This window comes from Candidatus Binatia bacterium (assembly GCA_036493895.1).
In the GTDB taxonomy this organism is placed as follows: Bacteria; Desulfobacterota; Binatia; order UBA1149; family CAITLU01; genus DATNBU01.
The window spans coordinates 141,746-166,692 of record DASXOZ010000070.1 but is presented as its reverse complement, the minus strand read 5'-3'; the positions used below and the strand labels follow the sequence as shown (position 1 = coordinate 166,692).

Below are 24,947 nucleotides of genomic sequence, written 5' to 3'. Positions count from 1 at the left end.
TCAGTGGATGCGCGTCGTGAAGCCGGCCCAATAGCGGTCGCGCAGCAGGCGCTTGTAGAGCTTCCCGGTGGGGTGGCGCGGAAGCTCGGCCTCGAAGTCGATCGTGCGCGGGCACTTGATGCGCGCGAGCCGGGCGCGACACCATTCGAGCAGTTCGCGCTCGAGGTCGGGGCCGGCATCGGCGAAGGACAGCGGCTGCACCACCGCTTTCACTTCCTCGCCGAATTCCTCGTTCGGAATGCCGAACACCGCGACGTCGGCGACTTTCGGGTGCGTGACGAGCACGTCTTCGGCTTCCTGCGGATAGATGTTGACTCCGCCGGAGATGATCATGAACGCCTTGCGGTCGGTGAGGAACAGGAAGCCGTCCGCGTCCAGGTACCCGACGTCGCCCAGAGTGCTCCAGCCTTTGGCGTTGTAGGCTTTTTGCGTCTTGTCGGGGTCATTGTGGTACTCGAAGCGCGGACCGTCGGCGAAATAGACGTTGCCGGCCCTGCCGGCCTCGAGCACGTTGCCGTCGTCGTCGACGATGTGTGCGATACCGAGGATCGGCTTTCCGACCGATCCGCGGTGCTCGAGCCACGCCGGCGAATCGATCGCGCAAAGGCCGTTGCCTTCGGTGCCCCCGTAGTACTCGTGGACGATCGGTCCCCACCAGCCGATCATCTGGTCCTTGACGGCAACCGGGCACGGCGCAGCGGCGTGGATGGCGACGCGGTGGCTCGACAGGTCGAAGCGGCTGCGCTCGGACGCGTCGAGCTTGAGCATGCGCACGAACATCGTCGGCACCCACTGGCTGTGCGTGACGCGGTAGCGCTCGATCAGCTCGAGGGAAACGACCGGATCGAAGTGCTCCATGACGATGCACGTGGCGCCGAAGCGCTGCATCGTCATGTTGAAGCGCAGCGGCGCAGCGTGGTAGAGCGGCGCCGGCGACAGGTAGACGCTGTCAGCATCGGGACGGTAGAGGCCGCCGATGAACGCGGTCAGGCGGTTGGGCGAGCCGACCGGGGCACCGCTCAGCGCGACGCGTACGCCTTTGGGTTTTCCGGTCGTTCCCGACGAATAGAGCATGTCCTGCCCTTCGGTTTCCGCGTCGCGCGCATCAGCCGGCATCGAAGCAACTGTGCTTTCCCAGGAACGCATCCCCGAAGGCAACTCTGCATCGGATGCGGCGCCCGCGACGAACGTTGCGAGCAGCGCCGGACACGACGCGGCTGCCTCGGCGGCGACTTCGACGCGCTCGGTCGTCGTGAACAGGGCCCTGGCGCCGCAGTCAGCGACGATGTACGCGACTTCGCCCGGCGTCAGCCGCGTGCTGATGGCCGTGTAGTACAGGCCCGAGCGCTGGGCTGCCCAGCAGATCTCGAAGAAGCGCGGATGGTTCTCCATCAGGATCGCGATCGAGTCGCCGGGACGGAGCCCGAGCGAAGCGAGGAGATGGGCGCAGCGGCACGAGGCTTCGTCGAGCTCGCGATACGTCACCGTCCGGCCGGTTGCGGCCATGATCACTGCCGGCTTGTCGGGGGAATTCTTCGCGTGGTGACCTGGGTACACGGGCTCGGCTTCTCCTTCTCGATCGCGGTCGATCGCGTCTCAGCGCGGGCTCGTCTCCAACCGGGCGCGTTTCCGGTCGGCAGGGCGGCGGCTCGGCGGAACAGATTTTCCCCTGCATCGGCAGCATCGGCAACAGCGGCGACGCACGCGCCGGCCGCGAAGCGATCGCGGATCACAGAGCGGGAAGTTGTCCTCGCGCTCTCGCCCGGCCTATGGTGCGTCGATGCGCTGCTTCATGATCGCCGTCGCGCAGGGCTCGACACTCGACCGCTACTCGAACAATTTCAGCCTGTTCCTGTTGCTCGAGCAGTTTCGCCCGGCGGCATACCCGGCACGCTTGTCGGTGTTCAGCCACGCGTTCTTCGAAGTGGACGCCGACGAGAACGGTGTCGAGCACCAGGTACGGCTGGTCGTGATGCGCGCCGGCAAGCAGGAATTCGCGACGGAGCCGGTCGCATTCCAGCCGACCGGCGAGAGGCACCGCGTTCGCATCAGTGGGCTGGCGTTCCCCGAGCCCGGCCTCTACCGGGTGTGTGTGGAATGGAGAGTGCGCGCCGACGGAGACGGCGGCGCGTGGAACCAGGAAGCCGTCGGCTGGCCGGTCCGCGCCGACGTTCCGCTGCAGTAGCCAGCCGCAGCGCCGGGCCCGACGCAGCGGGCGTGCCGTTCAGGGGTAGAGGGCGAACAGCGCCCGATCGGTCTCGCCGGCGAAGGAGCTGGCTTCCGACAGCTTCTCGGCGCGCGAGAAGCCGTTGTCGAGCGCGAAGCTGCGGATCCACTGGTGCGGATCGCTGCCCATGTCGGGCATTTTCTTCGCCCACGATTCCTTGTGCTCGTCGGACTGGCCCATCTCGAAGAAGCAGACCTTGCCGGTCTTCGATGCAACGAGGCGAAGAATCCGCTGCGCGTACTCGACGCCTTCCTGGTACATCATGTGGTGGATCACCGACAGGAAGATCACCGCGTCGAACGTCGGGATCGCTTCCAGCAGCGTTTCGTCGACGCCGGCCATGAGGAAGCCCGCGTGCGCGATGTCCTGCAGCACGAACTGCGACGTGCACGTAAACATGCGGCGCTGGTCGAAGTCGACGCCGACACAGAAAGGAAGACCGCCGCGCGCGGCGCGCAGCACGTAGTATCCTTCCGAGCAGCCGAGATCGACGAGGCTGCGGGCTCCGCTGGCAGCCAGCACAGGCGCGATCGAGTTCCAGCGCACCTCGCACTGGCGGGCGGCAGCCGTGTAGCCGGAGCCGGTGAGGACGGGCTGGTAGATCTCGTAGCTGCGCAGGTGGAGCTTCTGCACGGCGCCGGCTGCGGCCCGCAGCAGGGGCTGGATCGGTTTGCGTTTCACTCGGGCGACCTCGGGTTCGGGAAGGCGGCGCGCAGCGCGGCGAAGAGACGCGAAAGCTACCGTAGGACGCGCGAAGAGGCTAGTTAGCGAGCGTGGACGCGGGAAAGACCCTCGAGCGCTATCGGCCGGCGGTGGTCTCACGAAGCGCCGGCTGCGGTGGCGCCACCGACGTGGGCCGCGTCCGGGTGCGCAACGAGGACGCGTTCTGGATCGCCGCGGACGGCTCGGCGCTGGCCGTGGCCGACGGGCTCGGCGGGCTGCCGGCGGGGCACGTCGCGTCCGCGCTGGCGATGGCCGGCATCGAGGATTTCTTCGCGACTCGACCTGCGCCGGCCTCGCAAGCGGCCCCGGACGACGATGCGCTCGTCGCTCTTGCCGTCGAAGCCGCAGGGCACGCCCAGCACGCGGTGCTTGCGGCGTCCCGCGAGGTGCCGCAGGCCGGCGGCATGGCCACGACCCTCGTGCTCGTCGTCATCCGCGGCCGCAAGGCGGTGGTCCTGCACGTCGGCGACAGCCGCGCGGCGCTGTGGCGAAGCGGCGGCTTCGTCGCGATGACCGCCGACCAGAACGGTGCCGGCGAGCTGATCCGCAGCGGCCTGCTCACGGCGGCCCAGGCCCGGCAGCATCCGTCGCGTTATATGGTCCACCAGGTGATCGGCACGCAGGAGGGGTACGTTCCCGAGTGCGAGGTCTGGAACCTGCTGCCCGGCGACGTCGTGGTGCTTTTCACCGACGGCGTCACCGAGGCCCTGGGCGACGACGAGATCACCGAGGTGCTCGCGACGCGGACGGCGGCCGCCTCGGCAGCATCATCCCTCGTCACGCTGGCAGCGCTGCGCGGCGGCTCCGACAACGCCACTGCCGTGGTCCGCTGTGTGACCTGACGAGCGGGCGAGATTAGATTGCGCGACGGAGCAAGGAGCACCAATGCCCGGAAAGCTGACCGACGCAGAGTTGGCCGATCTTCTTTCGGAGGCGCAGATCGGCGTCCTTTCGACGGTGGACGACAAGGCGCGCCCCGAAGGCTCACCGATCTGGTTCGAAGCTCGTGAAAACAAGGTCTACGTCCACGTCGGCCGCTCGTCGAAAAAAGCCCGCAACGTGCGCGCCAACCCGTATGTGTCGCTGACGGTCGATACCCGCCAGGCGCCGTACCGCGGCGCGATCCTGCACGGCACCGCGGCCGAGGTCCGCTTCGACGACGCGATGCACAGGCGCGTGGCGGTACATTACCTCGGCAAGGAGGCGGGCGACGCCTACGTCGCCATGACCGAGGGAGCCGCGGACGACTCGATATTGCTCGAGATCACCGTCACGGGTCGCTTCACCTGGGACTACGGCAAGGGTTTTTGAATGAAATCGCTCACCGCGACCGTCTGCGCGATGGCATGCGCGACGGCGCAACGGGGCTTGCAATGAAACTGTCAGGGAAAACCGCCTTCGTCACCGGCGCGGGCTCCGGCCTCGGCGCCGCCATCTGCCGGACGTTCGCGAGCGAGGGCGCACGCCTCGCCGTCACCGACATCGACACCCGGGCCGCCGCGAGCGTAGCGGCCGATTGCAACGCGTCGACCCCGGGCTCGATCGCGCTTTCGTGCGACGTCACCGGCGCCGCGTCGGTCGCCGCTGCGTTCGCCGCGTTCGACCGCGAGCTCGGCGAGATCGACATCCTCGTCAACAACGCCGGGATCATCCATACCGACCCTGCCTATCTCGATGCGATCCAGGGGACGAGCCAGGCCCAGCTCGCCGAGCTGATGACAGCCGGAAAGATCTCGACGCACCTCGACGCGATCGATCGCATCAGCGACGAGATGTTCGACCGCATGATCCGCGTGCATCTCTACGGTACGTTCTACTGCACGCGCCAGGCGCTGCCGCGCATGCGCCGGCGCGGCAGCGGCGGGCGCGTGATCAACATGGGATCCATCATGGGAACCGCTTCCCTGCAGGGCGCGCCGGACTACTGCGCGGCCAAGGGAGCGATTCTTTCGTTCACGAGGTCGATTGCCAGGGAGGCGGCAAGTTACGGCGTCCTCGTCAACGCCATCGCTCCCGGTTACATCGACACGCCGCTGCTGGCGCCGCTGGAGCAGGAGCAGAAGCGGCTGATCGCGATGCAGACTCCGCTCGGGCGCCTCGGCACCGCCGACGAGATTGCCGCCGCGGCCCTTTTCCTTGCCGGCCCCGACTCGACGTTCGTCACCGGCCAGGTGCTGTCGCCCAACGGCGGCATCTACATGTCACAGTGAAAACTTCCGCTGTCATTGGTGCCGTGCTGCTCCTGGCGGCGTCGGGCACGGCCTCGCATGCCGCGGTATTTCGCGTGACGTCCACCCGCGACACCGGGGACGGCACGCTTCGCAGCGCGATCAACGACGCCAACGCCGAACCCGGCTCCACGATTCACATTGCGCTCGGGGCCTCGGCGGAAATCTTCGTCGAAAGCGCGCTGCCGTCGCTCGAGGCCGAGGGGACGCGCCTGGACGGCGGCGGCGTCACGATCCGCCAGGCCGACGGCTGCATGCGGCCGAGCGGCAAGCGCGGCTGCGACGGCATCGACGTCACCGGCGCAGGCGTCGTCGTGCGCGACATCCGTGTCAGCGGCTTCCTGTTCGACGGCATCGCCGTGCGCGGCCGCGATGCGCGCGACGTGCGCATCGAGAACGTGCAGTCGATCGACAACATGGACGACGGAGTCGGCGTGTCCAACGGCGCCGGCCCGGTGACCGTCGATCACTGCCTGTTGATGGGCAACGGCTTTCGCACCAAGGGCAAGGGCCTGCTCGTGTTCGACGACTCGAAGGCCACTCTTCGCGACTCGCTGGTGATCGGCGACCGTGACGGTGTGACCGTGACGCGCGGCTCAGTCGCGCGCCTGGAGTCGGTGCTGGTCGCCGGTAACTGGGACAAGGGCGTTGGTGTCTCGGCCGGGAGCCTGTCGGGACGCGACGTCAGCATCCTGGCCAGCGGACGAGATGAGGAGCGGGCGCCGAACGGTCCTGATTCGAAGCCGGCGCCGAATCAGGACGGCCTTCGCGTCGGACTCGGCGGCGATGCCGAGATCGAGCACTGCCGCATCGCCGGCAACGGGGATACCGGCGTCGTCGTGCTCGACCAGGCGAAAGTGCAACTCAAGGATTGCGTGATCGAAGCCAACCACGGGCGGCCCACCGCCGTTGCGGCCGAGGCCGTTCTCGAGCGGCGCTAGGGCCGGCCTTTTCCCGCTGCCTGACGCCCGGTCACGGGCAGCGGCCGCCCGATCACGGGCAGCCGCCGACGCCCGATCAGGGGCAACCGCCGACGCCGGGCTGGTACTTCACCGTCGGGTCGCTCGCGCAGTACGCGCTTCCGGCCGCCTGGTTGAGCACGCGCGCCGGTCCCGGCAGGCCGGCAACCGCGTTGATCGACGGGTTGGCCGTCGGCGGCACGCAGAAGGCCGAGGCTCCGACCGGGAACGACGTGCTCGCGATGCCGTCGGCAGTGATCGGATCGACGAAACACGGCCTGCGGTCGATCAGCGTGCAGTTGCCGTTGTTCGGATCCGAAGCGGTGCAATCGGCGTTGGTCGAGCAACTCAGGATACCCTTGCCATTGGCTCGAATGAGGCCATCGCAGGTATGGTCGTCGGGACCCGTCGCACACTGGGCGCTTCCGTCACCGTTGTCGTTGCAGACTCCGTCCAGGCAGCCGTTCGGCTTCGGAGCAACGCCACCGCCGAACGTCGTGCACGTCGACGGGTTGCACGGGCCGCCCTGCGTGTAGTTCTTGCAGTCCGTGTTGGTCGTGCAGCTGATGCTCGCCGCCTTCGTGCAGCGATGCGCAGCGGCCGAGCAGTTGCCGAGGTCGAGGTTGCTGCAATCGGCGTTGCTCGTGCACGTGAAGTTCGCCGAGATCGCGCAGTTGGCTCCGTGGCACTCCGAATCGCTGTTGCACGGCGACGTCGGATCGGACGTGCAGGTCATGCACTGGCAGTTGCCGCCCTGGCACGGCAGGTTCGCGTGCAGCTCCACGTGGCCGGTCGTCTGCGTGACGTTGAGTGCGAGCCCGGCGCCGGAGATGTTGATGTTCGATGCCGGCATGCAGTCGAGGCTGTAGCCGCCGCCGCCACTTCCCTTGACTCCGCCCGCGCGGGCGGGGAAGGACGGGCTGAGTCCGGTCACATCGCAGGTCTGCCCGTTGTTGTCGCCACCGATGCAGATTCCGCCGCGGATCCCGTCGTTCGGCGTGTCCTGGACGCAGTGGTTGCCGCTGCCGCAGTCGCTGTCGACCTCGCACGACGTGGTCGAGCTGTTGCTGCAGGTACCGGCGCAGATCGGGCACGGGTGCGTCGTCGTGATGCCGAGGTAGACGCGCGTTCTCAGGCTTGCCGAGATCTCGGACGAGCCGTCGTCGACGTTGGCCGTGCCCGCGATGTCGTGCGCGTAGCGGTTGACGATGCAGGCCGGGGTGCCTGCCGACGACAGCGGGATCGGCACTCCGAAGAAGCATTCGCAGCTGTTGCCGCCGCAATTGGTGTTGTCGTTCGCGAACGGCTTGTCGCAGATCTTCTGGTTGTCGTTCGAGCAGCGGCACGAGCCGTACGTCGGATCGATGCCGTCGACCGAGCACTGGCCGCACACCGGCGACGGGCCGGGGCAGTGCAGGAAGGAACTCGTGATGACCCCGTCGTCGAGGTCGGAATGATGAGCGTGCCCTGTCCAGCCGCTGTCGAGGTTGGACAGGGACACGCAAATCCCGGCCGTCGTGTCGCAAGTGCGAGGTGGGGCGCAATCGCTGTTCGACGTGCACGGGACATTGGTGTCGTGGGAGATCAGCACGAGACGGCCGCGATCCGGGCAATGCGGATCACCGGGCTCTTCGGTCGTGGTCGTCGTGGAGGTCGTCGTCGTGGTCGCCTCGCTCGGCGAAAGGGAGACGGCGTCGCTGGCAAAACGGCGCGCCGAAGCCAGCACGTCGTCGCCGACGCACTCGGCGAGCGAGAAGCGCTCGCTCGCGCAGGAGTCGAGGTTCGAGAACGACGCCAGGTCGCAGGCTCCGACGATCTTGTTGCCGGTCCCGTAGGCGGCGTTTTGCACCGCCTGGCGCGGGAACGTCTGCGTCGTGCAATAATCGGTGGTCGTGGCGCCGGCCGCTTCGTCGAGGGCCTCGCACGCAGTGACGTCCTTGACCACTGCCTGGAACAGCTTTGCGCCGCTGCCGCCGACGGTGCCTTCGCAGCGCCGCTCGTCGGTCGAGAGCGGGGAGGCGGGAGTGCCGTGGATCTGCTGGCTCGTGGTCTCGACTTCGTGGCGGGCGAGACAGACGAGGCAGGTGGCGACGTCGGTGAACGACGAGACGCTTGGAACGGTCGAGTCACAGGGCGCGGCGCACGAGGGGTACAGGGCATCGCTCGGGGAGACTCCCCCACACTTGCCGGTGACCGACGAGACCGCGGCGACGAATTTCTGCTGGGCCGAAGCCACCGAGCCGTCGGTGTCGGCCGCCGTGAGGTCGTTGCAGTCGGTGCCCGACATCGCGCCGTCGCGGTCGCGCGCATCGTTGCACAGGGTGACGGCCCTGAGCATCGCCTTCGTCAGCTTGAGAGTGCTTCGCGCGACGCCGGCGCGACACGCGAGGATGGCGGGACTCAGGTCGGCGCGAGCGCGGGTCGCGCCCGCAGCCGGAAGAAATGCGCCGACACAGACCGTCAGCAGCAGGGAGGTTCCTCGAAGTCCACGTTTATGCATGGCGGTTGTCCTGGGGGCCACTCTGAGGGGATCTGCCCTGAAACTGTCCATGGCCGGACGAGCGGTCGCAAGAGGCGGAATCATCGTCGGCGTGGACGGGGAGGTCATGGTGCGGGTCGGGAAGTACGCCGCGTCGCAGGCGTGCCGCCAGTCGCGCCAGCCGGACGCGATCGCGCCCGATGGCAGGGGCCGGCTCGGCGGCGGCGGTGCCGCCGCCTGCAGAGTCATCGCGGACGATAGTCGCGGTCGTTACCTTGGTCATCGGCACGTCCTCGCGGGGTCCTGCTGGCGATCCCACCCGGTGGCGGCAAGGGAAAACGGCCCACGGCGAGATGCCGGAAGGCGCCCCTCCACGCACTATTGACTTCTCTGTAAGCGCGACCTTTTCGTGGCTGCAAGAAGTTTTCTTCCATTCTCAAGGTTCGGGGGGCCGGGGCCGGGCGCGCGAGCGAAAAAACCTTTGGTTTCGCGGGGCATGCCGCGCGCGACCCTGCTGTAGTGACAGTTCGGTAAGCGACCCGCACGGGGGGTGCGGGGAGCAGGGCAGCGGGGACCGGAGACAGCCGGCAGGTGACAGAGGCCCCCGGAACTCGGAGAGGATTTCGTGCTCCGGGGGGTTCCCGTCTCAGGCAGCCTGGCGCTGCTCGATGATGCCGGCGATGTCGCCCATGATGCGGCTCAGCTCGAAGTTCTTCGGCGTGTAGACGGCAGCGACGCCCATCGCGCGCAGCGCCCTGGCGTCGTCCTCCGGAATGATTCCGCCGATGATCACCGGCACGTCGCTCATTCCCGCTCTGGCGAGCTGGTCGAGCATCGCGGGCACCAGCGCCATGTGCGAGCCGGACAGGATGCTCAGCCCGATCGCGTCGACGTCTTCCTGCTGGGCGGTCGCGACGATCTCTTCGACCGTCAGGCGTATGCCTTGGTAGATCACGTCCATGCCTGCATCGCGAGCGCGCACGGCGATCTGCTCTGCGCCGTTGCTGTGCCCGTCCAGGCCCGGCTTGCCGACGAGAAGGCGTGGCGTGTGCCCGATGCGCCCGGCCAGTGCGTGCATCCGCGAGCGAAGCTCGGCGAGCTCGTCGCTGGCCGCGCTCGCCTGGCCGGTCACGCCGGTCGGCGCGCGGTATTCGCCGTAAATCGTGCGCAGGGTGTCGGACCATTCTCCGGTGGTGGCGCCGGCGTGCGCGCAGCGAATCGATGCGTGCATGACGTTGTCGCCCGCGCGCACCGCGTCGGCCAGTGCGGCCAGCGCGGCGTCGACGTCGGCCTGGCTGCGCGACGCGCGGAATGCACGCAGGCGCTCGACCTGTTCCTGCTCGGCCTTCGGATCGGCGCGGAAGATCGCCGTCTCGATGTCGGCCGTCAGCGGGGACGGCTCCGACTGTTCGAAGGCGTTGACGCCGATCACTTTCTGCTCGCCGGCCTCGATGCGCCGCACGCGCCGAGCGTTGGACTCGACCAGCCGCTGCTTGAAGTAGCTCGACTCGACCGCCTTGACGGCTCCGCCGAGCTCCTCGACGCGCGCGAGCTCGGCGCCGGCCTCGGCCAGCAGCTCGTCGACCTTGCGCTGGATGACCGGCGAGCCGTTGAAGATGTCCTCGTACTCGAGGATGTCGGTCTCGAAGGCCATGATCTGCTGGGTGCGCAGCGACCACTGCTGGTCCCACGGCCGCGGCAACCCGAGCGCTTCGTTCCATGCAGGCAGCTGCACCGCTCGCGCCCTGGCGTCGCGCGACAGCACGACGCCGAGCATCTCCAGTGCGATGCGGATCGCGTTGTTCTCCGGCTGCTGCTCGGTGAGGCCGAGGGAGTTCACCTGCACGCCGTAGCGGAAGCGGCGCATCTTCGGATCGGTCACGCCGTAGCGTTTCGCGCCGATCTCGTCCCACGCCTTCGTGAACGCGCGCATCTTGCAGACTTCTTCGATGAACCGGATGCTCGCGTTGACGAAGAACGAGATGCGGTTGAAGACCTGAGCCATCTCGTCGGCGGCCACACCGCGGCTTCGCACCTCGTCGAGGACGGCCTGGGCGTTGGCCAGCGTGAATGCGAGCTCTTCGACCGGCGTGGCCCCCGCTTCCTGCAGGTGGTAGCTGCAGATGTTGATCGGGTTCCACCTGGGAACCTCGCGCACCGTGTACGTGATGATGTCGGCCGCGAGGCGCAGCGACGGCGCCGGCGGGAAGACGTAGGTGCCGCGCGAGAGATATTCCTTGATGATGTCGTTCTGGATCGTGCCCTGCAGCACCGCCGGCTTTACGCCCTGGCGCTCGGCGACGGCGATGTAGAGCGCGAGCAGCCAGGCGCCAGTCGCGTTGATCGTCATCGACGTATTCATGCGGTCGAGGGGAATGCCCTCGAACAGCGTCTGCATGTCGCCGATGTTGCCGATCGGCACGCCGACTTTGCCGACTTCGCCGCGTGCCAACGGATGATCGCTGTCGTAACCGGTCTGCGTCGGCAGGTCGAAGGCGACGCTCAGTCCGGTCTGGCCCTTGGCCAGGTTCCTTCGGTAAAGCTCGTTGGAAACCTTGGCCGAGCTGTAGCCGGAATACGTGCGGATGATCCAAGGCTGGTCGCGCTTTTCCATGGCCGGTGACAAGTAGCAGGACAGTGGCAGTTGCTCAACGGGAGGAGGGGGCCGGAAACGGACCGCCGCGGCCGATGCTGAAAAAGGCCGGCGATCGTGCCGCGTGGCTGCTTCTGAGGGCAGCCTGGGCCCTGCTGCGCAGCGCAGGGCCGAAGGCGTCGCGCCGTGCGCTCGAAGGCATCGGCGGCGCGCTGATGATCCTCGACCGCCGTCACCGCGCCGTGGTCGAGGACAACCTCGCGATCGCGTTTCCGCAGATGGACCGGGTGGTGCGCGATTCGGTCGTCACGGCCTCGTTCCGCAACTGGGGCCGCATCGGTGCCGAGGCTGTCGATTGCGACGCCCTGATCGGCGCGGCCCGCGAAGATCCGGCGTGGAAGTCCGTCGCCGCAGCCGTGGCCGAAGGACTCGCGCAGGGCCGCGGCCTGCTTCTGCTGACCGCGCACATCGGCAACTTCGAGCTGCTCGCGCGAATCTTCGGAAGCACCGTGGCTCCCGTCGCGGTGTTCCATCGTTCGCTCGGCATCGTCGAGATCGACCGCTTTCTCATCGAAGAGCGACGCCGCTGCGGGGTGGCGACGCTCGGTCGTGGGGCGGCGGTGCGCGATGCATTGCGCATCCTCGGCGCCGGCGGCTGCGTTGCCGTTCCGCTGGACCAGAACCAGAGACAGGGGCGCGGGATCTTCGTCGACGTGCTCGGGCAGCAGGCGTGCACGTCGACGATGCTGGCGCGCCTGAGCATGACCAGCTCGGCGCCCGTGCTGCCGGTGTTCGCCATCTGGAACGACGGCGGCACCTCGCCGTTCATAGGCGAGCTGATAGGCGCGCCGCCGCGCCAGCCGCCCGGCACCCGCGACCTCGTGCTGCGCAGCCTGACCGAGCGCTACGCGGCGGAGATCGACCGGGTGGTCCGCCGCTTTCCCCACCAGTGGAACTGGGCACACCGGCGCTGGAAAACGCGCCCTCCTGGGGTCGAACCGGCCCTCTGAGCGCCGCTGCATTGCCTCTGCGAATGTACGGCGGGGTGTGGCTTTAGCAGTACTGATGCTGTCCGCATTTGTTCGGACCAGCCCCGAACGGGCAGGGATCCGGACGGCCGCAGCGGGGACCACGACAATAAGCCGGCCTTGACCAGCGTGCGGGAAAGCATTGTCCCCGCTCATTTCCGTGCATACAATCAGGGCGTCGGGTCGCACCGCGTAGCGGGGCGTGCGGGAGCGCGCGCGCCGTCGGACGCGGCAGCGGACGCCAAGGAGTCCATTTTCATGTCGCAAGCCTCGAGCGTGCCGCCGAAGGCCTCGGAAACAGTCGAAACCGTCGTGATCCGCTTCGCCGGGGATTCCGGTGACGGCATGCAGGTGACAGGCACGAAGTTCACGACCGAGTCGGCGCTGGCAGGCAACGACATCGCGACGCTGCCCGACTTTCCCGCCGAGATCCGCGCGCCTGCCGGAACGCTGGCCGGAGTCAGCGGCTTCCAGCTGCATTTTTCGAGCAAGACCGTCTACACGCCCGGCGACCAGCCCGACGTGCTCGTCGCGATGAACCCGGCGGCATTGAAAGTGAACGTCGGCGACCTTCGCGACGGCGGTACTCTCGTTATCGACGGAGACGCATTCACGAAGTCGAACCTCGTCAAGGCGGGATACGCCGAGCATCCGGGCAAGACCGGCGAGCTCTCGCGCTGGCGCCTCGTCGACATTCCGATGACGAAGCTGACGACGCAGGCCGTGGCCGACATGGACCTGCCGACGCGCTCGGTCGTGCGCTGCCGCAACTTTTTCGCGCTCGGCCTTTGCAGCTGGCTCTACAACCGGCCCACCGAGGAGACGTTGCGGTGGATCGCGTCGCGCTTTCGCAAGAACCCCGCGCTCGTCGAGGCGAACACACGCGTGTTCAAGGCCGGCTGGAATTTCGGCGAGACGACCGAGCTGTTCGTCACGCGCTATGAAGTTGGCCCCGCGCGCATCGCGCCGGGCCTGTACACCAGCATCACCGGCAACCAGGCAACGGCGTGGGGCCTGATGACGGGCGCCGCGCGAGCCGGGCTGCGCCTTTTCTACGGTTCTTATCCGATCACTCCGGCCAGCGACATCCTGCACGAGCTGGCCGCGCAGAAGCATTTCGGCATCGTGACTTTCCAGGCCGAGGACGAGATCGCTGCCGTCAGCGCCGCCATCGGCGCGTCGTTCGGAGGCGCCCTCGGCATTACCGCTTCGAGCGGTCCGGGCATCGCGCTCAAGACCGAAGCGATCGGCCTTGCCGTCATGACCGAGCTTCCTCTGGTGATCGTCAACGTGCAGCGCGGCGGCCCGAGTACCGGACTGCCGACCAAGACCGAGCAGGCCGACCTGCTGCAGGCCGTCTACGGCCGCAACGGAGAGTGCCCGGTTCCGGTCATCGCGGCGTCGACGCCGACCGATTGCTTCTATGCGGCAATCGAAGCGGTACGCGTCGCCGCGCGCCACATGACTCCGGTCTTCCTGCTCTCGGACGGTTACCTCGCCAACGGCTCGCAGCCGTGGAAGCTGCCGAGCTACGACGACATCCCCGCCGATCCCGTGCACTTCTGGACCAACACCGTCGGCTTCCACCCGTATCTTCGCGACGAAGACACGCTGGCCAGGCCGTGGGTCAAGCCTGGAACGCCGGCCCTGGAGCATCGCATCGGCGGAATCGAGAAAGACTACGACAGCGGTGACATCAGCTATTCGCCGGCCAACCACGAGCGCATGGTGCGCGTGCGCGCCGACAAGGTTGCCCGCATCGCCGACAGCCTGCCGCCGACGCGCGTGACGGGCAGCGAGCTCGGCGAGGCCGTCGTCGTCGGCTGGGGATCGACGTACGGCGCGATCGAAGAAGCCGTGGCGCGCCTGAACGCCGAAGGCCTCGCGGTCGGCCACGTTCACCTGCGCTGGATCAATCCGCTTCCGAAGGATCTCGGGCGCGTGCTTCGCCGCTTCCGCACGGTGATCGTGCCGGAGATGAACATGGGCCAGCTCGTGCGCATCCTTCGCGACCAGCTCGTGATCGACGCGATCCCGGTCAACAAGATCAAGGGTCAGCCGTACACGGCCGCCGAGTTGACGACGACGTTTCGCAGCATCATTTCCGAACGCCACGGCGGCGAGCCCGCAACCGTCGGGCCGGCAACTGCCGGGCCGGTCGGCAAGGAGCAGCACAAGTGAGCATTGCCGAAGCCCCTGCCACGCCAAAGGCGGGCCGCAAGGATTTCGCTTCCGACCAGGACGTGCGCTGGTGCCCGGGATGCGGGGACTACGCCATCCTGTCGCAGGTGCAGAAGGTGATGCCGGATCTCGGCATCGCGCGCGAGAACATCGTGTTCGTCTCGGGAATCGGCTGCTCGAGCCGTTTCCCGTACTACATGAACACGTACGGCTTCCACAGCATCCACGGCCGTGCGCCCGCCATCGCCACCGGGCTCAAGCTGGCGCGGCCGGAGCTGTCGGTGTGGCTCGTCACCGGTGACGGAGACGGCCTGTCGATCGGCGGCAACCACCTGATCCACATCCTGCGCCGCAACGTCGACGTGAACATCCTGCTGTTCAACAACGAGATCTACGGCCTCACCAAGGGCCAGTATTCGCCGACCTCGCGCGTCGGGCAGGTCACCAAGTCGAGTCCTCTCGGCGTCGTCGATCCTCCGTTCGATCCGGCTGCGCTCGCGCTCGGCGCCGGCGCCACGTTCATCGCGCGTACCGTCGACGTCGAAGCCAAGCACCTGCAGGCGATGCTGCATCGGGCAGCGGCGCACAAGGGAACTTCCTTCGTCGAGATCGTGCAGAACTGTCCCGTGTTCAACGACGGAGCGTTCGACGCGATCACCGACAAGACGGTCAAGGACGACAACCGCATCCAGATCGAGCACGGAAAGCCGCTGCTGTTCGGCGCCGACCTGCGCCGCGGCATCCGCCTGCGTCCCGACCTCTCGGCCGAAGTCGTCTCCGTCGATGACGTCAACGCGTCGCAGATCGCGGTTCACGACGAGACCAATCCGGTGATGACCCAGCTTCTGGCGCGCCTCGGGCACCCGGGCTCGGGAACGCCGCTGCCGCTCGGCGTGCTCCGCTGCGTCGACGGGCCCCAGCACCCGATCTACGAGCAGTCGGTGCACGCGCAGATCGACGAAGCACGCTCGAGCCGCGGCGAAGGCGATTTCGACCAGCTCTATCGCAGCGGCGAGACCTGGACCGTCGCATGAGCGCGCCCAACGAGCTCCCGCCGGCCGCCCAGGGCCGCGGGCCCGCCGACGAGGCTGCCGACGACACGGGCGAAAGCGTCGCCGGTTTCATCGAGAAGACCATCGCCGAGTTCGAGGGCGCCGCGAGCGGAGATTCCCGCTTCAACGACAAGGTGCTGACGCGGCCACTTTCGGTGCTGCCGCCGAGCGACGCGATCACCGTCGAGTCGCCGACGACCGTGCTCGAGGCGGTGCACCTGATGCGCGACCGCCATATCGGCTGCGTGCTGGTCGTGCGGGCCGGCAAGCTCAAGGGAATCTTCACCGACCGCGACGTCCTCGCGCGCGTCGTCGCCTCCGGCATCGACCCTGCCAAGACCGCGGTTCGCCGCGTGATGACCTCGACCCCCGAGACGCTCCGGCCGACCGATTCGATCGCCTTCGCGCTCAACCTGATGAGCCTCGGTGGCTACAGGCACATTCCCTTGGTAGACAAGGCCGGCGCACCGGTCGGCATCGTGTCGGTCAAGGACATCGTTGGTTATCTCGTCGGGTTCTTCCCGAAGAGCGTGATCAACCTGCCGCCCAGGCCGCGGGCGAACTACGCGCGCCAGCGCGAAGGGGCCTGACGGCAGCAGCCGAGCCGCCGGCGCGCAGGCCGCGATGCCCGAGAAAAGCGATCCATCGACGAGCGCCGAGGGCGCTACGACGAGCGCCGAGGGCGCCACGTCCGCCGGGCTCCTGCTGGACGCCGTCGGCGAAGCGTTTTCCGACAGCGACCAGCGCGAGGCGCTGGCCAAGCTGGCCGGACGCGCCCGGCGCCTCGTCGAGGAGTTGGCACGCAGCGCCACGCGCCGGGCGGGGCCTCGCGCCGAACCTCCCGTCTCATCGTCGACGGTAACGGAAGAACGCCAGAGCGTACCCGACAGGAGCAGTGCGGCCGAAGAAGCGGGGCTTGCGCGTCGCCTTCGCGAGCTGGGCTCGCGCCTCGGTGAGGTGGCCGACGTGCTCGATGCGACCGTCGAACGCCTGGAGACGATCGAGAGCCAGCTCGGCAGCCCCGATGTCGCCGTCGAGCACAAGCTCGCCGACGGAATCCATCGCTGCGAGCGGCTGTTGCTCGGCATCGATCACCGCGTGCGCATGCGCGAGCCTCTCCTCGAGCAGAAGCCTGCGCCGGCGGCGCAGACCGTTCTCGTCGTCGCGTCCGACAGCGAGGTACGCGCGCGACTTTGCCTCGCGCTGGAACGGCAGGGCCTGGCCGTGCGTGCCGCGACCTGCGGCGCTGCTGCTCGCCGCGTTGCCGCGAGCACTGCCGCGGCTTGCGCGCTCGTGATACCGGACACCGACGTTGGGCACCGTTTGCTGCAGCTCGAAGACTGGATCGAAGGCGTCGCGCAGGGCGAGCTGCCTCGCGCTGCGCTCTTCATCGAGCGCGGCGCCGCGCCGCCCGACGAGGCGTTGTCGATGACACTCATCCACGAAGACCACGGCGAGGCCGCGATGGCCGCCGTGCTGGTGCGCCTTTGTCCCGTTGACGCGGGCAGTGGCGCTTTTCACTGAACGAGAAACGAACCAAGAGGGATCCGTCATGCAGTCGATCGTGAAACCGAACCGCTTCGGGCTACGCGCCGCGGCTGCGGCCTGCGCGGCAGCCTGGCTGACCACCAGCTGTCCGGCTGCCGTCGCCCAGGCCATCACGCAGCTGAACATTCCGCAGAACGAGTACGCGATCGGCGGCTTCCACTACAATCCGCCGAAGATGGACGGCTGGCGCGAGATCGCCAACCTGAAGGACACGTTCGCGCTCATCTACGCCGAGCAGAAAGAAGAGACCAAGATCGACACGCGCTTCGGCGTGACGTTCGAGTCCCACGACATTCCCGACAGCGTCCAGGTGCCGGATGCTGCCGGGCTGGCGCTGCTCAGCCGCGACCAGATGGCCGACAGCCACAAGACCGACCTCGTCGCGAAATCTCCGATCGAGCCGGTTCCGTCGATTCCGAACCTGTACACGTACCGCCTGCTGGTCCACGTGCCGGTCAAGGACATGGCGGACGCGTACGAGGTGTACTACCTGATGGCGTCGCCCGACCGCCGTCACTACCTCGTCGCCCAGTGCGTCACTCGTACCCAGGATTACGCGAACGATCTGTATTTCACGCAGTTCTACGGCTCGCTGACGTCGCTCAAGTACGTTCCTTCCGACGTGGCCGCGGCTCCTGCCGGTGCTGCGACTGCGGCGACCGACGCGAAGAAGAACGATCCGGCGCCTGCGGCATCGAAGGATGCACCGAAGGCCGGCGCGCCCGCCTCGCACTGACGACGCGGCGATGCAGAGGATCGTCTCCCAGGTCCGCACGACCGCGCCCGAGTTCGCGGACAACCGGCGCGTCAACGAAGGCCTCGTCGCGGAGCTGAGAGAGCGCCTTGCAGGCGTGCGAATCGGCGGAACCGAGAAGGCTCGCCAGCGTCACCTCGCGCGAGGCAAGCTGCTGCCGCGTGAGCGCGTCGAGGGCCTTCTCGATCCCGGCTCTCCGTTTCTCGAGCTGTCGCCGCTGGCGGCGTGGGAAATGTACGGCGGTGAAGCCCCGTCCTCGGGCGTCATCACGGGCATCGGTCGCATCCGCGGCCATCTGGCGATGGTGATCTGCAACGATGCGACGGTGAAGGGCGGTACGGTCTACCCAGTCACCGTCAAGAAGACGATTCGCGCGCAGACCGTCGCGTTCGAGAATCGCCTCGCCACCGTCTACCTCGTCGATTCGGGCGGCGCCTTTCTTCCGCTGCAGGCCGAGATCTTTCCCGACGTGCACAACGGAGGGCGGGGTTTCTACATGCAGGCACGGATGTCGGCGGCAGGCATCCCGCAGGTCGCCGTCGTCATGGGCTCGTGCACGGCCGGCGGCGCGTACACGCCGGCGATGTGCGACGAGAACGTCATCGTCGGCGGGCAGGGCACGATCTTTCTCGGCGGCCCGCCGCTCGTGAAGGCCGCCACCGGCGAAGAAGTCAGCGCAGAAGAGCTCGGCGGCGGCGACGTGCACACGCGCATCTCCGGGGTTGCCGATCACCTGGCGGCAAACGACAGGGAAGGCCTCGCGATCGCGCGCGACGTTTTCGAAAACCTCGTGCTGAGGCCGGCAGGTCCGGGCGACCGCGAGCCCGTCGAAGATCCTTACTACGATCCGGCGGAGCTTTACGGCATCATCCCGAAGGACACGCGCACGCCGTACGACTGCCGCGAAGTGATCGCGCGCCTGGTCGACGGCAGCCGCTTCCACGAGTTCAAGGAGCGCTACGGCACGACGATCGTGACCGGTTTCGCGCGCATCTACGGGCGCACCGTCGGCATCATCGCGAACAACGGCGTGATCTTTTCGGAAGCCGCCCTCAAGGCCACGCACTTCATCGAGCTGTGCTGCCAGCGACGCACGCCGATCCTGTTCCTGCAGAACATCACCGGTTTCATGGTCGGGCGCCGCTACGAGCACGGCGGCATCACCAAGGACGGCGCGAAGATGGTGCACGCGGTGGCCAACGCCGAAGTGCCCAAGCTGACGGTGATCATCGGCGCCTCGCACGGCGCCGGGAACTATGCAATGTGCGGGCGCGCCTATTCGCCGCGCCTGCTGTTCATGTGGCCGAACTCGCGCATCTCCGTGATGGGCGGCGAGCAGGCGGCGAGCACGCTCGTGCAGGTCAAGAGGGCCCAGCTCGCCGGCGAAGGCCAGGAGCTCGACCCGGCCCTCGAAAAGGCAATGCGCGACCAGGTCGTCGCAACGTACGAGGCCGAGGGAAGCCCGTATTACAGCACTGCCAGGATCTGGGACGACGGCATCATCGATCCTCTGGAGACCCGCGCCGCGCTCGGCCTGGCGCTGGAAGCGGCCCTGCAGGAGCCGGTTCGCGCGACGCGCAACGGCGTGCTGCGGATGTGATGCTGCCGCGCCGCGACCATACGCTGCAATCGCCGAAAGCTGCGCAAACCTCGATGGTGGAGCAATGAAAGACACGATTCGGATCGCCAACGCGAGCGGCTACTGGGGCGACGAAGGGGCGGCGATCACACGCCAGGTGCGCGGCGGGCCCATCGATTACCTGACGATGGACTACCTGGCTGAGATCACGATGATCATCCTTGCCAGGCAGAAGGCCCAGAGCGAGGATGCCGGCTACGCGCGGGATTTCGTCGCGTACCTTCGCCCGCTGCTGAAAGAGATCGCCGACAAGGGCATCACCGTCATCGCAAACGCGGGCGGCATCAATCCCGGAGCCTGCGCGCGCGCGCTCGATGCGGCGGCCAGAGACGCCGGCGTCAAGCTGCCGGTTGCGATCGTCGACGGAGACGACCTGCAGTCGCGGCTGCCCGAGCTTGCCGCCGGCGGCTGCCGCTTTCCGCATCTGGACAGCGGCGCGCCGATCGGTGAGATCATCGGCAAGGTCAATTCGGCCAACGCGTACATCGGCGCAAGGCCGATCGCGGCAGCGCTGGCCAGGGGCGCGCGCATCGTGGTCACCGGCCGCACGTACGATGCAGCCTCGGTGCTGGCGCCGATGGTGCACGAGTTCGACTGGAGCTGGCAGGACTACGACAAGCTTGCCGCGGGTCTTCTGGCCGGGCACCTGATCGAATGCGGAGCCCAGGCGACCGGCGGCAACTACACGCGCTGGGACGAAGTGCCGTCGTTCGGGAACTTCGGCTATCCGCTCGTCGAGTGCTCGGCGGACGGCAGCTTCGTGCTGACCAAGCACCCGGGAACCGGAGGCCTCGTCAGCCGCCGCACGGCCAGCGAGCAGGTGGTCTACGAGATCGGCGATCCGCGCTTTTACGCGTCCACTGACGTCGTCGCCGATTTCACGTCGTTCACGATGACCGACGCCGGCCCCGATCGTGTGCAGGTGCGCGGTGTGCGCGGCCGCATGCCGACCGACACGCTGAAAGTGTCGATGACCTACGAGGCAGGCATGAAGGCCTCCGCAATGGTCGTCGTCAGCGGCCCCGACGCGGTACGCAAGGCGAAGCGATTCGCAGAAATCTTCTGGAGCCGCGTGCGCGGCGATTTCGTCGACACTCGCACCGAGTACATCGGCTACGACGCGTGCTGGGGCGGGTCGGCGGCGCCTGCCGTCGATCCGAACGAGGTCGCGCTGCGTTTCGGGTGCCGCTCGTTCGACAAGAGGGCGATGGAGTCGTTCGCGCGCGAGCTTGCCGGGATCGCGCTGTCGGGACCTCCGGGAATCTGCGGCGCCGGCGGCAGGCCGTCGCCCCAGCCGGCTTACGGTTACTGGCCGGCGCTGATCCCGCGCGGCCTGGTCCATCAGAGAATGTTCTTCGACGGCAAGGCCGAGGATTTTCCTTGCGACTTCGGTCCCGCGTCGCCGATCACGCGACCGGCCGAAGCGCCGCCGCCGCAGGATACGCCGGGCCCGAGAGTCAAGGTGCCGCTTGGCCGCGTCGCGCACGCGCGCTCGGGCGACAAGGGCGACGTGTGCAACATCGGCGTCATCGCGCTGAATGAAAAGCTGTACGCGGAGATCGTTCGCGAGCTGACCGCCGAGCGCGTCGCGTCGTTCTACCGTTCGCTGGCCAAAGGAACAGTGACGCGCTACCGCCTCGACAACCTCGGCGCATTGAACTTCACGCTGCAGAACGCACTCGGCGGCGGCGGAACGCTCTCGCTGCAGCTCGACAACCAGGGAAAGACCGCTTCCCAGGGCCTGCTGACAATGGAAATCGAGGTCGCCGCCAGCCTGCTGGGCGGCTGAGCAGCACCAGGCGCCTCGCGGGAGAACACACGGTGACGGCAAGAAGCGAGATCAGGAACGGCCTCGGCTGGATCACGATGGACCGGCCGCAGGTGCGCAACGCGCTCAGCGCCGAGCTGATGGAAGCGGTCGGCGAGGCCATCGCCGAGTTCGAGACCGACGCCGACACGCGAGCCGTCGTGCTGGCGGGCGAAGGGCCTGCGTTCTGTGCCGGGGCCGATCTTCGCAGCATGCGCGATTCCCGCGAAGCGTCCGATGATGCCAACCGTTCCGACGCGCGCCGCATGGGATGGCTGTTCCACCGCATCGCAGACTGCCGCAAGCCGGTCCTGGCCAGGGTTCACGGCCCCGCGATCGGGGGAGGAGTCGGGCTGATGGCGGCGTGCGACATCGTCATCGCGGCCGAGAGCACGCGCTTCCAGTTCTCCGAAGTGCGTCTCGGCATCGTGCCCGCCGTCATCTCGCCGTTCTGCATCCGGCGTCTCGGGCCGGTGGTCGCCAAGCGGCTGTTCCTGACGGGCGAGCCGATCGACGCGCGCACGGCGCTCGCTTACGGCCTCGTCGACGTCGTTGCGCCGGATGCCGGCCTCGACGCGGCGGTCGCGAAAGTCTGCGACGATCTCGGCAAGGCAGGACCGCAGGCCCTGATTGCAGCCAAGCGCCTCGTCGACGTCGTCCAGCGCATGCACAATGCGCAAGAAACTCTCGAGTATACCGCAGACCTCATTGCCGAGCTGCGCGTTTCGGACGAAGCTGTCGAAGGAATGACGGCGTTCCTCGAGAAGAGACAGGCAGCATGGATCCGGCAAAAGTGAGCACTCGCTACCGCAACGCCCACCTGCGCGACTGCGTCGTGCTGGTGGACGACGAAGCGAACATCCGCGAGACGATCGCCTTCATCCTCGATGCCGAGGGTGTCGAGGTCGCCACGGCCGCCGACGGCGTGGAGGGCCTGGCTGCCATCCGGCGCCTCAAGCCGAAGGTCGTGCTGCTCGACGTCATGATGCCGCGCATGGATGGTTACGAGGTCTGCCGCGCGATACGCCAGGACGCGAACCTCATCGGCACCTACGTCATCATCCTCACGGCCAAGGGCCAGAGGTCCGACGAGCAGAGGGCGCTCGAGATCGGCGCGGACATGTACCTGTCCAAGCCGTTCGACGACGAGGTCGTGCTGCGGGTAATCGGTGAGGTGTTTGCGGGACTGCCGCTGGTCTGACGCCCGGTCAGTCCTGGTCAGCCGGGAAGAACAGGCGCAGCAGCGTGGCAGCCGCGGCAAGGTCGCCTTCGATCTCGATCTTCTCGCTGGCGAGCGCCAGGCGGCCGTCGAGGCTGCCGTCGGCGATCGCGATGAAGTCGCTGGTGTCGAGCTTGATCGTCGTCTCGGCCGACTCGCCGTCGCCGTTCATCCAGCGCACGCCGGTGGGCGAGACTTCCAGCACGAAAGTGCCGGTGGCCGAGCCCGCGAGCTTGAGCAGGTAACGAGTCGTCGTCGTCGCGCCCGGAGCGCCCTGGGCCTCGAACGCGCTGAAGATTTCGCGGACCCGGTCCTGGAGGGTGGGGGCCGGGGCTGCGGTGGGGATTGCCGTCTCGGTGCTGGTCACGGGTGAGCTTGTAGTCCGCGCGAAGGGTGCGGGCAACCGGGCCCTTCCCACCCTTGCGCCGCCATGCGCCGCCATGCGCCGTCGAGGCGAAGTCCGCAAGCGACAGGAATTGCGGGATTTCCAAGTTGCCTCGAAGGCCGCGGTTGCTACCATGCGCGCCATGATGCACCGCCTTCGCCTCGGAGCTGCCGCTTTTTCTCTGGCCGTCGTCTCTTTCGCATCCGCTGCGGCCCTGGCCGCCGACAGCGCTGCGCCTTCGGCTCCGGCCGCGGCCGCTGCTCCGGCAGCTGCCAAGCCTGCTGCTGCGCCGGCCGCCGCCGGTGACGCCGCGGGCATGGCTCCGGACAAGGTAGTTTCCAGTTATCTCAAGGCGATGCAGGAGCAGCGCTTCAACGACGCCTACCAGTACGTCTCCTCGACGCTCCGGGCCGGCAAGAGCCAGGAGGAGTGGGCCAAGGAACAGCAGTACGTGATGCAGATGGGCGAAGTGAAGATCATCGACTTCCACGTCTATCCGGCGATCATCGGGGCCGACGGCATCGCGCGCGTCCCGAACATCCTCAAGAGCCAGGACAAGTTCCTGAACCAGCTCGGCCTGGACGAGCACGAGCTGTACGAGCTGATCAAGGAGAACGGCAGCTGGCGCATCGACCAGCAGACGCTGGCCGAAGGGGCGGACCGGGCCGAGTACTTCCCGGACGATACCGAAAAGAAGTAACCTTTCTCACCTGAGCCGGCTCGTGCCCGCTCAGGCGGCCGGAGTCGGGCACGAGCCGGAAGGCGCGCCGTCCCAGTGGTGCGTTGTGGCGCCGGTCGCAGCAAAGGAAGGCAACCCTGCGACTTTCTTGACTTGGGGCAGACCGGCCGTTAAACCCCGGCCCCTCGTTCGTCGTCGGGGCGCGCGCGTGACTTGCGCGTTCAAGACAGTGAATTCGAAAGCTTTTAGTCCGCTTGAGGAGAGCATCATGGGATCCAATGCCCTTTCAGGTCGGCGCCGCGGCCTGACGCTTCTTGCGCTGGCCGCCGTGGCAGCCCTGCCTGGCTGTCATCGCCACGACAAGTGGGAAGACATGCTCAGCCAGAAGGTCTACGTATCCGACCGTTTCTACGACGTCGCGGTACTCGGCCCGAAAGAAGCTCTCGTCGTCGGCTACAACGGCAAGCTGCTCTCGACCACCGACTTCGGTTCCACCTGGAACATCGTCGAAAGCGGAAGCCAGCACGGCCTCTTCAGCATCAGTTTCGCTCCCGACAAGAAAGTAGGTTGGATCGTCGGGCAGGCCGCGACGATCCAGAAGACGACCGACGGCGGCAAGACGTGGACGCCGCAGGGCGGCCACATCTACATGACCGACGAGTGCCGCCAGGGCGGCGGCGATCCCGACGCCACGGACGAATCGGACAAGTGCCCGCTGGCGCCGCTGTTCGCCGTCAGCGCCGTCGATGACAACACCGCCGTGGCCATCGGCGACCGCGCGACTCTGACGATCACGCACGACGGCGGAAAAACCTGGAAAACGTCGACGCTGAAGCCCATTGCCGTCGGCAACGTCGACGCCAACGCCGGCATCGCGTTCGAAGATCCGGTCCTCTACGACGTACAGATGCTGGATGCGCAGAACGGCTTCGTCGTCGGCGAGTTCGGCAACATCCTGAAGACCACCGACGGCGGCGCCACGTGGCACGAAAAGCAGGCCTCGCTGGTCGGCGAAGACTACTTCGACATCATGGAGCTGCCGACGTTCTTCGACGTCGACTTCCGCGGTGCCAACACCGGCTACGTGGTCGGCCTCGAGGGCCGCGTCGCGCGCTCGACCGACGGGGGCGAGACCTGGCAGTGGATGCCCCACGGCGTCAAGGAGTACGACGCGCCGTTCTACTCGGTCGACATTCTGCCCAGCGGCGCCGTCTGGGCCGTCGGCGGCTCGGGCCAGGCCATCTACAGTGCCCCCGGCGGCAAACTCGGCAAGGGCGACCTCGGCACCCGCGTGACGAACTGGATCCGCAACGTGCGGTTCTACGACGACAACACCGGCTGGATGGTCGGGGGCTTCGGCTTCATCATGAACACGACCGACGGCGGCAAGACCTGGTTCCGCCGCATCGGCTGAAGCCGATCCTCTTCAGGCGAAAGGGAACATCC

22 protein-coding genes are annotated in these 24,947 nt (G+C 67.5%); 17 read left to right on the top strand and 5 right to left on the bottom strand.

Annotated features, from left to right (window positions below; all coding sequences use genetic code 11):
• Positions 1-1,557: an AMP-binding protein gene (locus VGK20_16075; protein HEY2775559.1), complete on the bottom strand. Its 1,557-nt coding sequence runs from the start codon at positions 1,555-1,557 to the stop codon at positions 1-3.
• 223 nt (positions 1,558-1,780) lie between these two features.
• On the opposite strand from VGK20_16075, the gene VGK20_16070 reads away from it, so the two are divergent.
• A complete protein-coding gene (locus VGK20_16070) occupies positions 1,781-2,185 on the top strand; it encodes a hypothetical protein (protein HEY2775558.1) in 405 nt (134 codons plus the stop codon).
• 39 nt (positions 2,186-2,224) lie between these two features.
• Here the strand turns inward: VGK20_16070 and VGK20_16065 are convergent, their stop codons facing one another.
• Positions 2,225-2,908 carry a DUF1698 domain-containing protein gene (locus VGK20_16065; protein ID HEY2775557.1) on the bottom strand — a complete coding sequence of 228 codons (684 nt, stop codon included), beginning with the start codon at positions 2,906-2,908 and terminating at the stop codon, positions 2,225-2,227.
• Between the two features lie 92 nt (positions 2,909-3,000).
• On the opposite strand from VGK20_16065, the gene VGK20_16060 reads away from it, so the two are divergent.
• The 4 genes from VGK20_16060 to VGK20_16045 all read left to right on the top strand — a co-directional run bounded on the left by VGK20_16060 (position 3,001) and on the right by VGK20_16045 (position 6,119).
• On the top strand, positions 3,001-3,792 hold the full coding sequence (locus tag VGK20_16060; GenBank protein ID HEY2775556.1) for a protein phosphatase 2C domain-containing protein: 792 nt from the start codon (positions 3,001-3,003) through the stop codon (positions 3,790-3,792).
• A gap of 43 nt (positions 3,793-3,835) precedes the next feature.
• Entirely contained in the window at positions 3,836-4,261 is a 426-nt protein-coding gene (locus VGK20_16055; protein ID HEY2775555.1) for a pyridoxamine 5'-phosphate oxidase family protein, read from the top strand.
• Positions 4,262-4,323: 62 nt separating this feature from the next.
• The gene (locus VGK20_16050) at positions 4,324-5,160 is read left to right on the top strand and encodes an SDR family NAD(P)-dependent oxidoreductase (protein HEY2775554.1); all 837 of its coding nucleotides are present in this window, start codon (positions 4,324-4,326) and stop codon (positions 5,158-5,160) included.
• Positions 5,157-6,119 (top strand): right-handed parallel beta-helix repeat-containing protein, encoded by a 963-nt coding sequence (locus VGK20_16045; GenBank protein ID HEY2775553.1) that lies wholly within the window; start codon positions 5,157-5,159, stop codon positions 6,117-6,119. Before VGK20_16050 ends, VGK20_16045 begins: the two co-directional genes overlap by 4 nt.
• 76 nt (positions 6,120-6,195) lie before the next feature.
• Here the strand turns inward: VGK20_16045 and VGK20_16040 are convergent, their stop codons facing one another.
• Both VGK20_16040 and VGK20_16035 read right to left on the bottom strand, forming a co-directional pair.
• Positions 6,196-8,637: a hypothetical protein gene (locus VGK20_16040; protein ID HEY2775552.1), complete on the bottom strand. Its 2,442-nt coding sequence runs from the start codon at positions 8,635-8,637 to the stop codon at positions 6,196-6,198.
• A gap of 625 nt (positions 8,638-9,262) precedes the next feature.
• Entirely contained in the window at positions 9,263-11,230 is a 1,968-nt protein-coding gene (locus VGK20_16035) for a protein meaA (protein ID HEY2775551.1), read from the bottom strand.
• A 74-nt stretch (positions 11,231-11,304) separates the two neighbouring features.
• Here VGK20_16035 and VGK20_16030 point away from each other — a divergent pair, with 74 nt between their 5' ends.
• From VGK20_16030 to VGK20_15985, 10 genes are all read left to right on the top strand, one after another.
• Positions 11,305-12,219: a hypothetical protein gene (locus VGK20_16030; GenBank protein HEY2775550.1), complete on the top strand. Its 915-nt coding sequence runs from the start codon at positions 11,305-11,307 to the stop codon at positions 12,217-12,219.
• 276 nt (positions 12,220-12,495) lie between these two features.
• A complete protein-coding gene (locus tag VGK20_16025; GenBank protein HEY2775549.1) occupies positions 12,496-14,418 on the top strand; it encodes a 2-oxoacid:acceptor oxidoreductase subunit alpha in 1,923 nt (640 codons plus the stop codon).
• Positions 14,415-15,452, top strand: a complete 1,038-nt coding sequence (locus VGK20_16020; protein ID HEY2775548.1) for a 2-oxoacid:ferredoxin oxidoreductase subunit beta — start codon at positions 14,415-14,417, stop codon at positions 15,450-15,452. The genes VGK20_16025 and VGK20_16020 overlap by 4 nt, the downstream gene beginning before the upstream one ends.
• Complete coding sequence (locus VGK20_16015; GenBank protein ID HEY2775547.1) at positions 15,449-16,060, top strand: CBS domain-containing protein; 612 nt, start codon at positions 15,449-15,451, stop codon at positions 16,058-16,060. Before VGK20_16020 ends, VGK20_16015 begins: the two co-directional genes overlap by 4 nt.
• A 34-nt stretch (positions 16,061-16,094) precedes the next feature.
• Entirely contained in the window at positions 16,095-16,994 is a 900-nt protein-coding gene (locus VGK20_16010; protein HEY2775546.1) for a hypothetical protein, read from the top strand.
• A gap of 28 nt (positions 16,995-17,022) precedes the next feature.
• On the top strand, positions 17,023-17,754 hold the full coding sequence (locus VGK20_16005; GenBank protein HEY2775545.1) for a hypothetical protein: 732 nt from the start codon (positions 17,023-17,025) through the stop codon (positions 17,752-17,754).
• 10 nt (positions 17,755-17,764) lie between these two features.
• Positions 17,765-19,372 carry a carboxyl transferase domain-containing protein gene (locus VGK20_16000; protein HEY2775544.1) on the top strand — a complete coding sequence of 536 codons (1,608 nt, stop codon included), beginning with the start codon at positions 17,765-17,767 and terminating at the stop codon, positions 19,370-19,372.
• Positions 19,373-19,436: 64 nt separating this feature from the next.
• On the top strand, positions 19,437-21,200 hold the full coding sequence (locus VGK20_15995; GenBank protein HEY2775543.1) for an acyclic terpene utilization AtuA family protein: 1,764 nt from the start codon (positions 19,437-19,439) through the stop codon (positions 21,198-21,200).
• A 32-nt stretch (positions 21,201-21,232) separates the two neighbouring features.
• Entirely contained in the window at positions 21,233-22,015 is a 783-nt protein-coding gene (locus VGK20_15990) for an enoyl-CoA hydratase-related protein (GenBank protein ID HEY2775542.1), read from the top strand.
• The gene (locus VGK20_15985; GenBank protein ID HEY2775541.1) at positions 21,997-22,419 is read left to right on the top strand and encodes a response regulator; all 423 of its coding nucleotides are present in this window, start codon (positions 21,997-21,999) and stop codon (positions 22,417-22,419) included. The genes VGK20_15990 and VGK20_15985 overlap by 19 nt, the downstream gene beginning before the upstream one ends.
• Before the next feature lie 7 nt (positions 22,420-22,426).
• On the opposite strand, the gene VGK20_15980 is transcribed toward VGK20_15985, so the two are convergent.
• Complete coding sequence (locus VGK20_15980; GenBank protein ID HEY2775540.1) at positions 22,427-22,804, bottom strand: SCP2 sterol-binding domain-containing protein; 378 nt, start codon at positions 22,802-22,804, stop codon at positions 22,427-22,429.
• A gap of 151 nt (positions 22,805-22,955) precedes the next feature.
• Between VGK20_15980 and VGK20_15975 the strand changes: the two genes are divergently transcribed.
• Both VGK20_15975 and VGK20_15970 read left to right on the top strand, forming a co-directional pair.
• Complete coding sequence (locus VGK20_15975) at positions 22,956-23,522, top strand: hypothetical protein (GenBank protein HEY2775539.1); 567 nt, start codon at positions 22,956-22,958, stop codon at positions 23,520-23,522.
• 247 nt (positions 23,523-23,769) lie between these two features.
• Complete coding sequence (locus VGK20_15970) at positions 23,770-24,915, top strand: YCF48-related protein (protein HEY2775538.1); 1,146 nt, start codon at positions 23,770-23,772, stop codon at positions 24,913-24,915.
• Positions 24,916-24,947 lie beyond the last annotated feature (32 nt).

Excerpts from the sequence above, each read along its gene's own strand:
- VGK20_16000 (HEY2775544.1), top strand. The coding sequence starts at position 17,765 with ATGCAGAGGATCGTCTCCCAGGTCCGCACGACCGCGCCCGAGTTCGCG.
- VGK20_16070 (HEY2775558.1), top strand. The coding sequence starts at position 1,781 with ATGCGCTGCTTCATGATCGCCGTCGCGCAGGGCTCGACACTCGACCGC.
- VGK20_16055 (HEY2775555.1), top strand. The coding sequence starts at position 3,836 with ATGCCCGGAAAGCTGACCGACGCAGAGTTGGCCGATCTTCTTTCGGAG.
- VGK20_16030 (HEY2775550.1), top strand. The coding sequence starts at position 11,305 with ATGCTGAAAAAGGCCGGCGATCGTGCCGCGTGGCTGCTTCTGAGGGCA.
- VGK20_16050 (HEY2775554.1), top strand. The coding sequence starts at position 4,324 with ATGAAACTGTCAGGGAAAACCGCCTTCGTCACCGGCGCGGGCTCCGGC.
- VGK20_16040 (HEY2775552.1), bottom strand. The coding sequence starts at position 8,637 with ATGCATAAACGTGGACTTCGAGGAACCTCCCTGCTGCTGACGGTCTGT.
- VGK20_15995 (HEY2775543.1), top strand. The coding sequence starts at position 19,437 with ATGAAAGACACGATTCGGATCGCCAACGCGAGCGGCTACTGGGGCGAC.
- VGK20_16015 (HEY2775547.1), top strand. The coding sequence starts at position 15,449 with ATGAGCGCGCCCAACGAGCTCCCGCCGGCCGCCCAGGGCCGCGGGCCC.
- VGK20_16010 (HEY2775546.1), top strand. The coding sequence starts at position 16,095 with ATGCCCGAGAAAAGCGATCCATCGACGAGCGCCGAGGGCGCTACGACG.
- VGK20_15970 (HEY2775538.1), top strand. The coding sequence starts at position 23,770 with ATGGGATCCAATGCCCTTTCAGGTCGGCGCCGCGGCCTGACGCTTCTT.
- VGK20_16005 (HEY2775545.1), top strand. The coding sequence starts at position 17,023 with ATGCAGTCGATCGTGAAACCGAACCGCTTCGGGCTACGCGCCGCGGCT.
- VGK20_15975 (HEY2775539.1), top strand. The coding sequence starts at position 22,956 with ATGCGCGCCATGATGCACCGCCTTCGCCTCGGAGCTGCCGCTTTTTCT.
- VGK20_15985 (HEY2775541.1), top strand. The coding sequence starts at position 21,997 with ATGGATCCGGCAAAAGTGAGCACTCGCTACCGCAACGCCCACCTGCGC.
- VGK20_16035 (HEY2775551.1), bottom strand. The coding sequence starts at position 11,230 with ATGGAAAAGCGCGACCAGCCTTGGATCATCCGCACGTATTCCGGCTAC.
- VGK20_16025 (HEY2775549.1), top strand. The coding sequence starts at position 12,496 with ATGTCGCAAGCCTCGAGCGTGCCGCCGAAGGCCTCGGAAACAGTCGAA.